The sequence below is a fragment of the Bradyrhizobium sp. genome, from assembly GCF_030697065.1.
Classification (GTDB): Bacteria; Pseudomonadota; Alphaproteobacteria; order Rhizobiales; family Xanthobacteraceae; genus Bradyrhizobium.
The window spans coordinates 1-10,849 of sequence record NZ_JAUYQU010000213.1; the positions used below are offsets into that span (position 1 = coordinate 1).

Sequence of the window (10,849 nt, forward strand, 5' to 3'; positions counted from 1 at the left end):
CCTGTCTACTTTTCCGGGGGAAGATCAGTGTGCTCTGCTCGTAGCCGGATGCTAGTCTGGGGAGTGGGGACAGGAATGTGGCCGTTGGTTGGTTCCATATGCGGTCAGGCTTGCGAGTTCTAGTCGCTTGGCGAGTTCACTAATGTCAGTGCAGATCTTGAGATTTTGTGATCTCGGCAGCAAGGAAGCTCGCTAAGGCATCCGCCCAAGTTCTTCGGTCCGCGAAAACTCTTTCAGAGAAACGCAAGCGTCAAAGATCATGTCGAGCACAGCCTCGATCTTCTTATAGTCGTAGTCCGCGACACGAGATCGCTGGCCTAGAAAGCAATCCTTATAGCGGTCCTTGTTGATTAAGGCGCCTTGATAAGTGCTGAGATTCGAGTTGAAGCTGCTCCACCTAATGCACGCATTGTCATCCAGCTGAAGATAACATTCGAGCGCGGCTGCCTGTCCGTTAATATCAAGCCTGTGTTGACCACCGGGTCCCACAGTTGGAAAGAAACGGAACTCAGCAAGATCGGGCAACTTAAGGACCCTCATGTTGGCGGGTACATTTAGCTGACTGCATCGATTGAAACTGAAAATCCCCTCCGCGTCGTTATCGAAAAGCACAATGACGTTGTTTTGGATTGAGATGCTGATCAGGCCTTGAATGAATTTGTACAGGTTGCCCGTGCCTGAGAACGGATAGCCTTCCTCCATATCGATGAAGTCAAAAAAATCAGCGATATGAGGCTTCAGGATTTTGAGGGCGTGCTTTAAAATTGCTGCATCTGAACTGCCTTCGGTGACAATTAGAAATCGTTCTGATGGCTCCAAGCGATGGACAAATTCGTCGCGCGACGCCCATCCTCCGTCCTCGAGATCCTTGTAAGCCCAAATGACAGGCAACGTCGCGGCAGTGGGATTTTCGGCCAGCAGGCGAAGAACCGAGTGACTGCTCAGATTCTCCATGCCCTCAGCCGCACTGAATAGAACGTGCCGAGTGTCGCCGTCGGGCAACTTCATTCCGAGTTTCGGAAATACCTGTTCCCTGAAAAACTCCCCAAAATCTTCATCGCCTTCTGAAATCGGCAGCGCTATTGAACTGACATCGACGGTCGCAAGAGCTACTTTCAGCGATTCGAACTCAAATCGTTCGCTGTCAAAGTTATTTAGGTTCGCCAAATACATAAATTCCTGGCGGCAGTGTTCGATCGTATGCCCAAGGAGCGCAATGCGATCCTTGACCTCGCAAAGCGGCTTCGAGAGTCCTTCTTTGTATTCGACGGTGATCTTCCACTGGGTTTCACCCACTTCATCGATGTAGTCGCTGCCCTCGACCACATAGTAGTACGGAACAAGCGTCACATCTGACGTCTGGAAGAAGGCGCTATGGTCCGTGAACCCGCGATTTTTCCCCCAATCAACTTGCAGATTACCGACCGAAAGCTGGATCATCGACCCCATAGCAGATCCTTACGGAAACCCGCGCTACACCCACCAAACCTGTCTATGATCATGGATGCAGTCAATGAGCGAACTCCCACGATAGAGCGCGCAAGGCGTGAACGCAGATGACTAACTTGGCACCCACACCAACAGCAAATGCAAACACCCTAGTTGGGCTTCCTCGCTAAGGACCCCAAGAAATCGAAGGTGCCTAGCGCAGGGCGGATAGTCGCGATTTTTTTTGACCCATTGGTCGTACCAAGGACGTCGACGCCAATTTAACCCGCGAACCCTGCGTGTTGCGCGGAGATATCGCGGGACGTAAGAAAGAAGCCGCAAATCATCGGCCAGTCCTCGCCAGATCAAGCTGAACCGGCAATTGCTGCAAATCAGCGCGTTTTTGGAGCTCTAGCGCCCGGGATTAAGGAAGCGATGAAAGCATCAAGCCGAACGTCGACCGAACGAACCAGAAACATAATAACCCTCGCACCACTGAATGTGCGGGACATAACGCGGGACGTAAAAAACCGAAGGGCGGTAAGTACTTGAAATCCTTGGTCGGAGTGGCAGGATTTGAACCTGCGACCCCTGCGTCCCGAACGCAGTGCTCTACCGGGCTGAGCCACACTCCGACAAGAACGCGGCTTATAGCCTTGGGTTTCGCATACCGCAAGAAGCCGAATTGAGGGTCGCTATCCCGGTGAATTCAGACCTGAAAACGCGGATTTGGCCCGCCGGCGAGGCTGCCGTGGCGGAAGCCGCCCGCTGCCTGGCCCAGGGCGGGCTGGTCGCGTTCCCGACCGAGACGGTTTATGGCCTCGGCGCCGACGCCACCAACGCCGCCGCGATCGCCCGGCTGTACCAGGCCAAGGGCCGCCCCGCCTTCAATCCGCTGATCGCCCATGTCGGGGACCTCGCCGGCGCCTTGCGGATCGGCCGGTTCGATGCCCGGGCCACCGCGCTCGCCGAAGCGTTCTGGCCGGGGCCGCTGACGCTGGTGGTGCCGAAGTCCGGGGATTGCACGGTGGCCGACCTCGCCACCGCCGGGCTCGACACCGTCGCGATCCGGGTGCCCGCCCACCCGGCGGCGCTGGCCATCCTGCGCGCCTTCGGCGGGCCGGTGGTGGCGCCCTCGGCCAACCTGTCGGGGCATGTTTCGCCGACCACGGCGGCCCATGTGCAGGGCGACCTTGCCGGGCGGATCGACCTGATCGTCGACGGCGGCCCGGTCGCGGTCGGCGTCGAATCCACCATCGTCGGCTGCTTCGATCGGCCGATGCTGCTGCGCCCCGGCGGCCTGGCGCGCGAAAGCATCGAACGCGTGCTCGGCTGCGCGCTGGCGGCGCCGCCGGATGACCCCGATGCCGGCCACGGGCAACCGCTGGCGCCGGGCATGCTGGCCTCGCATTACGCGCCGCGCACGCCGGTCAGGCTCGATGCCGAAGCGATCGGGCCCGGCGAGGCGCTGCTGGCGTTCGGCCCCGCGGTGCTGCCGGGCGTTGACGGCGCGGCCGCGGTGATGAATCTGTCGGCTCGGAGCAATGTCGATGAAGCCGCAGCCAATCTTTTCGGCTATCTTCGCACGCTCGACCTGACCGGCGCGCGCGCCATCGCCGTCATGCCGATCCCGCATCACGGACTCGGCGAGGCCATCAACGACCGGCTGCGCCGCGCCGCGGTGGGGCGGGACTAGCCACGCAAGACGTACAAGCGACAAGAGCACAGTGACATAAATGAATATCGCCCAGCCTGCAGCCGCGCCGCCGCTCTCCGCCGACCTGATCGCGCGCTTCCGCGCCATCGTCGGCGACAGATACGCGGTGACCGATGCCGCCGATATCGCGCCCTACGTCACCGAGGAGCGCGACCTGTTTCGCGGTCGCTCGCCGCTGGTGCTGCGGCCGGGCTCGACGGCGGAAGTCTCCGCGATCTGCAAGCTGGCCACCGAACACCGGATCGCGCTGGTGCCGCAGGGCGGCAATACCGGGCTGGTCGGCGGCCAGACCCCGCATCATGGCGAAGTCGTGGTCTCGATGCGGCGGATGGACAGGATCCGCGATATCGACACCGCCTCCAACACCATGACCTGCGAGGCCGGCGTCGTGCTGCAGGTCGCGCAGCAGCGCGCCTCCGAGGCCGGCCGGCTGTTCCCGCTGTCGCTCGGCGCCGAGGGAAGCTGCACCATCGGCGGCAACCTCTCCACCAATGCCGGCGGCACCGCCGCGCTGGCCTATGGCGTGGCGCGCGAGATGGCGCTCGGGCTCGAAGTCGTGCTGGCCGACGGCCGCATCCTCAACGGCCTGTCGAAGCTGAAGAAGGACAACACCGGCTACGATCTGCGCAACCTGTTCATCGGCGCCGAGGGCACGCTCGGCATCGTCACCGCGGCGACCCTGAAAATGTTTCCGAAGCCGCGCGCGGTGGAAACCGCCTTTGTCGGCCTGCAATCGCCGGATGCGGCGCTGAAGCTGCTGTCGATCTCGCAGAACGAGGCCGCCGGCACCCTCACCAGCTTCGAATTGCTGGCCGACATCGCGGTCGATTTCAGCGTGCGTCACGGCATCGACATCCGCCATCCGCTGGCGAACCGCTCTCCCTGGTATGTGCTGATGGAACTGTCGTCGCCGCGCGACGACGCCCAGGGCACACTGGAAGCGATCCTGGGACGCGGGCTTGAGGAAGGCATCGTCGACGACGCGGTGATCGCGGCGAACCTGACCCAGCGGGCGGCATTCTGGAAGCTGCGCGACGAGATGTCGGCGGCGCAGAAGCCGGAAGGCGGCTCGATCAAGCACGATATCTCCGTGCCGGTCGCAGCGGTGCCCGATTTCATCGAAGCGGCCAACGCCGCCGTGGTGAAACTGATCCCGGGTTCGCGCCCGGTGCCGTTCGGCCATCTCGGCGACGGCAACATCCATTACAATATCAGCCAGCCCGTCGGCGGCGACACCGCCGATTTCATGGGCCGCTGGCACGAGGTCAACGCCGTGGTGTTCGAGATCGTGCTGCGAATGGGCGGCTCGATCTCCGCCGAGCACGGCATCGGCGTGCTGAAGCGCGACGAACTGCCCGAGGTCAAGGACAAGGTCGCGATCGAACTGATGCGCGGCATCAAGGCGATGCTCGATCCGCTCGGCATCATGAATCCCGGCAAGGTGCTATGAACGCCCCGCCCGCACAGCCGGTTGCCGCACGCGCCATCGCGCCGATCGGGGACGCCGATACCGCCGGTGTCATATCGCTCTGGCAGCGCTGCGGCCTGACCCGGCCATGGAACGATCCCGCCGCCGATATCGCGCTGGCGCGCAAGGGAGCGAATGCAACGGTGCTGGTCGGCCGTGACGGCGACGCCATCGTCGCCACCGCGATGGTCGGACATGACGGCCATCGCGGCTGGGTCTATTACGTCGCCACCGATCCGGAGCATCGCGGCAAGGGCCATGGCCGGGCCATCATGGATGCGGCCGAGGACTGGCTGCGCCTGGCCGGCATCGAGAAACTGCAGCTGATGGTGCGGCCCGACAACGCCGGGGTTCAGGCGTTTTACCAGTCGATCGGCTATGGCGAACAGCAACGCATCATCTACGCCAAATGGCTCGACGGCCGCGAACTGACGCCGTAACGGAAAGTCGGCCCTCACATGCGCATCGCCCTGATCCACGCCCTGAAGCATTCGATTCAGCCGATCGAGGCCTCGTTCGCCCGGCTGTGGCCGGACGCGCGTCTGATGAACCTGCTCGACGACAGCCTGTCGGCGGATCTGGCGCGCGACGGCCGGCTCACCGAGGCGATGACCGAACGCTTCCTGTCGCTCGGGCGCTACGCGGCCTCGACCGGCGCCGACGCCATCCTGTTCACCTGCTCGGCCTTCGGTCCCTGTATCGAGGCGGTGGCGCGCGCGCAGGCGCCGATGCCGGTGCTGAAGCCGAACCAGGCGATGATCGAGCAGGCCGCCGCACGGGGCCGCCGCATCGGCCTGCTCTCGACCTTCGCGCCGACGCTGGTGTCGATGCCGCCGGAATTTCCCGCTGCCATCGAGGTGGTGCCGAAACTGGCGGAAGGCGCGCTGGCGGCACTGGACCGCGGCGATCGCGCCGAACACGATCGGCTGGTCGTGGAAGCCTCGCGCGATCTGCGCGACTGCGACCTGATCGCGCTGGCGCAATACAGCATGGCGCCGGCGGCGGAACCGGTCGCGGCGGCATCCGGCCGCCCGGTGCTGACGACGCCCGACAGCGCGGTGATGAAGGTAAAGGCGTTGCTCGGCGTTTGATGGGTGATGTGCTCCCCTCCCTCCACGCGCCCTTGCGCGTGGTGGGGAGGGGAGAAGAAGAGGGCACGGGCTGAGAGTGGAATCGATTTCAAAACAAGCTGCCCTGCCCCTCATCCTCCGGCGCCACCGCCGCAACTTTTCGCGGGGCCTTCTTCGCCGGCTGCGGCGCCTCTGCCGCCCGCTGCTCGGCTGAGATCGGCAGGATCAGTTGCGCGTCGTCATTGGCGGCGCGGTTGACCCTGGTCGAAACCTCGTGCCAGGCGAACTCGCCTTCTTCCGGTGCGGTCAGCAGCGCCATCACGCCCTCGGCGCTGTCATCGCTGCAATCGAGCCAGCGCTCGAAATCGCTCGCGTGGATGGTCACGGGGACGCGGTGGTGCAGCACGCCGAGATCGGCGCCGGCCGCCGCCGTGACGATCGCCACGGTATCGAGCTCCTCGCCGTTCGGACCAATCCAGGTTTCCGCCAGCCCCGCCATGCCGATCGGCTGGCCGTCGCGGCGATGGATGAAGAACGGCCGCTTGGGCCTGGCCGAGCCCTGCCACTCATAATAGCCGTCGGCCGGAATCAGGCAGCGGCGCCGCCGGATCGCATTCCTGAAGGCCGGCTTTTCCGCCACGGTCTCCGAGCGCGCATTGATCAGCAAGGCGAATTTCCCGGGGTCCTTGACCCAGGCCGGCAGCAGTCCCCAGCGCATCAGCCGGAAATGCCGGGTGCCGTTTTCGACGATCACGACGGGGATGGGCTGGGTCGGCGAAATATTGTGTCTTGGCGGGAAATTGGGCTGCTCGAGGTAGCCGAAGATCTGCCGCAAGGCCGCCGGGGGCGAGGTTATGACGAAGCGTCCGCACATTCTGTGGCCTAAATAGGTATCCGTTCAGGTCCTTTTAACTCCAAACGTTAACACTGCGCCGGATGAAGACGACGGCTGCCACATCCGCAAATCCCGACCGTTCGGCGCCCGGCACGGCCGGCGGCGGCGATGCCGCGCGGGCGGCGATGCTGCGCGCCGCCAACATCAACCCCCGCACCGGGCTCGCCACCGACTATCTCAATCACTTCAATGAAGCCATCATGCTGCTCGAGATGGTCCCGGACATGCCGGAATGCGCGGCGGATTTCCTCGAATGGCATCCGCTGTCCTATGCCGAACACTTCACGGCCTCCAACTTCAGGGCACGCGACCTCGCGATCTCGGCCTATGATTCCGCCGATCCGAAGATCCGCGCCGAATTCGACAATATCACCAGCGCCATGACCTCGATCCTGTCGGCGGTCAGCGATGCGATGCGAAAGGTCTCGCAGGACAAGACCCGCGCCATCCTGGCCGAACAGGCCACCGGCTGGGTCAAGCCGCTGGTGATGCTGGCCGGCGGCATCATCAATGGCGACCGCGAGGCCGACGTCGACTACATCATGACTCACTGACCCCGTGGCGTCCGCGGTGCATCCGTCGCATCCCCAACTGGCCGTCTCGGCGGCGATTTTTCGCGACGGCAAGGTCCTGCTGGTGCGGCGGGCAAGGTCGCCGGCCAGAGGCTCCTATTCGCTGCCCGGCGGCCGGGTCGAATTCGGCGAGACGTTGCACACCGCGCTGCATCGCGAGGTCGATGAGGAAACCGCGCTGAAAATCCGGATCGCCGGCCTCGCCGGATGGCGCGAGGTGGTGCCGGGAATTTCAGGCGGCGGCCATTACGTGATCATGTCGTTCGCGGCGCGCTGGAGCGCCGGTGAGCCCATGCTGAACGACGAGCACGACGATTTCAGGTGGCTGGCCCCCGAAAACCTCGGCGATTTCAAGGTCACCGACGGGCTGCCGGAGATCATCGCGGCGGCCCGACGCGTGCTCGAGGCCTAGCCGGGCATGGCCTGCGGGTCCGCGATGCCTTGCTTCCAGCGTATTGAAAAGGCATATCACGGCGGTCCCGGAACCCTTCATGTCCAAGCTTTCTTCCAAGCATTTTCTGGCCGCTGTCATCCTGATCTCGGCGTGCCTTGCCGGCCCCGCGCGGGCCCAGGACGCGGCCGCGCCGTTCGACGGCGAGTTGCAGCGGCTGGCCGAAATCCTCGGCGCCCTGCACTATCTCAGGGGCATTTGCGGCACCAATGAAGGGCTCAAATGGCGCAACGAAATGCAGGCGCTGGTCGATGCCGAAACCCCCTCCGGCGAACGGCGCGCCCGCATGATCGCAGGCTTCAACCGCGGCTATAACGGCTTCCAGCAGACCTACAGGACCTGCACGCCGGCCGCCTCGATCGCGATTCGCCGCTCCATCGCGGAAGGCTCGAAGATCTCGCGGGACCTGACCGCCCGCTACGCCAACTAGCGCTGCCGGAAGGCCACCGCTTTCGGAATGGCGGGATTCTGCGCGCCGATTCCGCCGATGTTCCCGGTGCAACACGAAATGCAAACGGCCGTTAACCTTTCTTAAAGAACCGGCCTTGGCGGCCCGCCGGCCCATGCTACATCTCGCGCATCAGACGCGTTCCGCCCTGGATCGCGCGCAGTCCGCCAGAGCATCATGAGCCATCCAGTGTCCTTTACCGCCGCCCGCGACCCGCTGCCCGATCACGAACAGAAGCAGGCGGCGCTCGGCTATCTCAACGAGGCCTGGGCGGAAGCGCGGCACGACGGCGTCGACGGCGACTGCCTGGCGCAGGCCAGCCTGTTCGCGGCGTTCGCCGAACTGGTCGGAACCTATGGCGAGGACGCCGTCGCGAAATTTGTCGAGGGCCTGCCGACCCGTGTGCGCAACGGCGAGTTTTCGATCTCGCTGGCGAAGCAGTAGCGGCGCGACCCTGTATCTGAAACTCTGTCATTCCGGGATGGTGCGTTAGCACCAGACCCGGAATCCCGAGATTCCGGGTTCGATGCTTCGCATCGCCCCGGAATGACGAACAGCCTCACCCCCGCAGCGTCTCCAGAAACCGCACCGGCTCGCCGCCCGACGGCCCGACCAGTTCGCCCTGCCACATCACGCGGCGGCCCCTGACAAAAGTGCCGACCGGCCAGCCGGTGACGCGGACGCCGTGATACGGCGTCCAGCCGGCGCGCGAGGCCGTCCACTCGTCGGTGATGGTCTCGCTGCGCTTGAGATCGACAATGGTAAAATCCGCATCGTAACCGGCGGCGATGCGGCCCTTGCAGGCGATGTTGAACAGCCGCGCCGGGCCGGCGCTGGTGAGATCGACGAAGCGCGCAAGCGACAACCGCCCGGCATTGACGTGATCCAGCATCAACGGCACCAGCGTCTGCACCCCGGTCATGCCTGACGGCGAGGCCGGATAGGTTTTTGCCTTTTCCTCCAGTGTATGCGGGGCGTGATCGGAGCCGAGCACGTCGATGATGCCCTGCTCGATGCCGCGCCAGATCCCGGTGCGGTGATCGGCCGAGCGCACCGGCGGATTCATCTGGGCACGGGTGCCGAGCCGCTCGTAGCATTCGGGCGCCGCCAGCGTCAGGTGATGCGGCGTCGCTTCGCAGGACGCGACGTCCTTGTGGTCGCGCAAAAACTCGATCTCCTCCTTGGTGGAGATATGCAGCACGTGAATGCGCTTGCCGGTCTCGTGCGCGAGCCTGACCAGGCGCCGGGTCGCCAGCAGCGCCGCGGTCTCGTCGCGCCACACCGGATGCGAGCGCGGATCGCCCTCGATGCGCAGGCCCTTGCGGTCGTTGAGGCGGTATTCGTCCTCGGCATGAAACGCGGCGCGACGCCTGATCACCTGGAAAATCCGGCGCAGGCTTTCGTCGTCCTCGACCAGCAGCGCGCCGGTGGAGGAGCCGATGAACACCTTCACGCCGGCGCAGCCCGGCGCGCGTTCCAGCTCCGGCAAATCCTGCACATTGTCGCGGGTGCCGCCGATGAAGAAGGCGAAATCGCAGTGCATGCGGTGGCGGCCCGCCTTCACCTTCGCGGTGAAGGTCGTTTCCGTGACGGTCAGCGGATCGGTGTTCGGCATTTCGAACACCGCGGTGACGCCGCCCATGACCGCGCTGCGCGAACCGCTTTCGAGGTCTTCCTTGTGGGTGAGGCCCGGTTCGCGAAAATGCACCTGGGTGTCCATCACGCCGGGCAGGATGTGCAGGCCCTTGCAGTCGATCACCTCGGCGGCCGAGGCCTGGCCGAGCGCGCCGATCTCGGCGATACGGCCGCCGACGAGGCCGATGTCGCGCACGCCCTCGCCGTCCTGATTGACCACGGTGCCGGATCTTAGAATTGAATCAAAATGCTGGGTCATCGTTCCTCGATGCCCGCATCTGGAGGTCGCGCGGGCCTTGTTCCTGGCACCTTAGCGGCTTACTTTCGGGTGTGATATCCGGCACCGCGGTTTCCCAGAGATGTTCTCAGAGATTTTCGCATGAAAGCAGCTTTTCTTCCCGACCGGGGCGTGGTCAAGGTCAGCGGCGAGGATGCGCGCCACTTTCTCAACGGCCTCGTCACCACGGACGCGACGCTGCTGCGCCCCGGGATCGGCCGGTTCGGGGCGTTGCTGACGCCGCAGGGCAAGATCATCGCGGATTTCCTCATCACCGAAGCGCCCGCCGGCCATGGCGGCGGCTTCCTGATCGACTGCCCGCGCGCGCTGGCGCAGGGCCTCGCCGCCAAGCTCGGTGTCTACAGACTGCGCGCCAAGGTCACCGTCGAGGACCTGTCGGACAGCCTCGGCGTGCTGGCGGCGTGGGATGGCGAGCCCGTGGTGCGACCCGATCTGGCCTTTGCCGATCCGCGGCAGCCGGCACTCGGCTGGCGAATACTGGTTCCCGGCGAGCTTGCGCCAAAAGTGACGGACCTGATCGGCGCCGAACTGGTCGACAGTTCGGCCTATGAGGCGCATCGCATCGCCACAGGCGTGCCCCGCGGCGGGCTCGACTTCATGTATGGCGACGCGTTTCCGCACGAAACCAATATGGATCGCCTGCACGGCGTCGATTTCGACAAGGGCTGCTATGTCGGCCAGGAGGTGGTGTCGCGGATGCAGCATCGCGGCACCGCGCGAACGCGGACGGTGCGCGTCGTTCTCGAGGATTTTTCACCGGAACCGGGCACCGCGATTCTCGCCGGCGACAAATCGATCGGCACCATGGGGTCGACATCGGGCCAGAAAGGTCTCGCGCTGATCCGGATCGACCGCGCCGCCGATGCG

12 protein-coding genes and 1 tRNA gene are annotated in these 10,849 nt (G+C 64.4%); 9 read left to right on the top strand and 4 right to left on the bottom strand.

Features of this window, described 5'->3' with window-relative positions; genetic code table 11:
- Positions 1 to 192: 192 nt before the first annotated feature.
- Together Q8R73_RS17005 and Q8R73_RS17010 are read right to left on the bottom strand one after the other, a co-directional pair.
- Positions 193 to 1,449 (bottom strand): HEPN/Toprim-associated domain-containing protein, encoded by a 1,257-nt coding sequence (locus Q8R73_RS17005; RefSeq protein WP_305720714.1) that lies wholly within the window; start codon positions 1,447 to 1,449, stop codon positions 193 to 195.
- 537 nt (positions 1,450 to 1,986) lie between these two features.
- Positions 1,987 to 2,063, bottom strand: a tRNA-Pro gene (locus tag Q8R73_RS17010).
- A gap of 68 nt (positions 2,064 to 2,131) precedes the next feature.
- Here Q8R73_RS17010 and Q8R73_RS17015 point away from each other — a divergent pair.
- From Q8R73_RS17015 to Q8R73_RS17030, 4 genes are read left to right on the top strand one after another with little or no spacing between them, the layout of a single operon-like run.
- Entirely contained in the window at positions 2,132 to 3,124 is a 993-nt protein-coding gene (locus tag Q8R73_RS17015) for an L-threonylcarbamoyladenylate synthase (RefSeq protein ID WP_305720724.1), read from the top strand.
- Positions 3,125 to 3,164: 40 nt separating this feature from the next.
- Complete coding sequence (locus Q8R73_RS17020; RefSeq protein WP_305720715.1) at positions 3,165 to 4,595, top strand: FAD-binding oxidoreductase; 1,431 nt, start codon at positions 3,165 to 3,167, stop codon at positions 4,593 to 4,595.
- On the top strand, positions 4,592 to 5,053 hold the full coding sequence (locus Q8R73_RS17025; protein WP_305720716.1) for a GNAT family acetyltransferase: 462 nt from the start codon (positions 4,592 to 4,594) through the stop codon (positions 5,051 to 5,053). The genes Q8R73_RS17020 and Q8R73_RS17025 overlap by 4 nt, the downstream gene beginning before the upstream one ends.
- Positions 5,054 to 5,071: 18 nt before the next feature.
- A complete protein-coding gene (locus Q8R73_RS17030; protein ID WP_305720717.1) occupies positions 5,072 to 5,704 on the top strand; it encodes an aspartate/glutamate racemase family protein in 633 nt (210 codons plus the stop codon).
- A gap of 88 nt (positions 5,705 to 5,792) precedes the next feature.
- Here Q8R73_RS17030 and Q8R73_RS17035 read toward each other — a convergent pair whose 3' ends face one another.
- On the bottom strand, positions 5,793 to 6,557 hold the full coding sequence (locus tag Q8R73_RS17035; protein ID WP_305720718.1) for an SOS response-associated peptidase: 765 nt from the start codon (positions 6,555 to 6,557) through the stop codon (positions 5,793 to 5,795).
- 62 nt (positions 6,558 to 6,619) lie between these two features.
- On the opposite strand from Q8R73_RS17035, the gene Q8R73_RS17040 reads away from it, so the two are divergent.
- The 4 genes from Q8R73_RS17040 to Q8R73_RS17055 all read left to right on the top strand — a co-directional run bounded on the left by Q8R73_RS17040 (position 6,620) and on the right by Q8R73_RS17055 (position 8,493).
- Positions 6,620 to 7,132, top strand: coding sequence for a hypothetical protein (locus Q8R73_RS17040; RefSeq protein WP_371126116.1), 513 nt, complete (start codon positions 6,620 to 6,622; stop codon positions 7,130 to 7,132).
- Positions 7,133 to 7,136: 4 nt separating this feature from the next.
- Positions 7,137 to 7,562, top strand: coding sequence for an NUDIX hydrolase (locus Q8R73_RS17045; RefSeq protein ID WP_305720719.1), 426 nt, complete (start codon positions 7,137 to 7,139; stop codon positions 7,560 to 7,562).
- 79 nt (positions 7,563 to 7,641) lie between these two features.
- Positions 7,642 to 8,031: a TIGR02301 family protein gene (locus Q8R73_RS17050; protein ID WP_305720720.1), complete on the top strand. Its 390-nt coding sequence runs from the start codon at positions 7,642 to 7,644 to the stop codon at positions 8,029 to 8,031.
- Positions 8,032 to 8,226: 195 nt separating this feature from the next.
- Positions 8,227 to 8,493: a hypothetical protein gene (locus Q8R73_RS17055; protein ID WP_305720721.1), complete on the top strand. Its 267-nt coding sequence runs from the start codon at positions 8,227 to 8,229 to the stop codon at positions 8,491 to 8,493.
- A gap of 115 nt (positions 8,494 to 8,608) precedes the next feature.
- Here Q8R73_RS17055 and Q8R73_RS17060 read toward each other — a convergent pair whose 3' ends face one another.
- Positions 8,609 to 9,943 carry a dihydroorotase gene (locus tag Q8R73_RS17060; RefSeq protein WP_305720722.1) on the bottom strand — a complete coding sequence of 445 codons (1,335 nt, stop codon included), beginning with the start codon at positions 9,941 to 9,943 and terminating at the stop codon, positions 8,609 to 8,611.
- 120 nt (positions 9,944 to 10,063) lie between these two features.
- On the opposite strand from Q8R73_RS17060, the gene Q8R73_RS17065 reads away from it, so the two are divergent.
- A partial coding sequence (locus Q8R73_RS17065) for a folate-binding protein YgfZ (RefSeq protein WP_305720723.1) occupies positions 10,064 to 10,849 on the top strand: 786 nt, incomplete at its 3' end.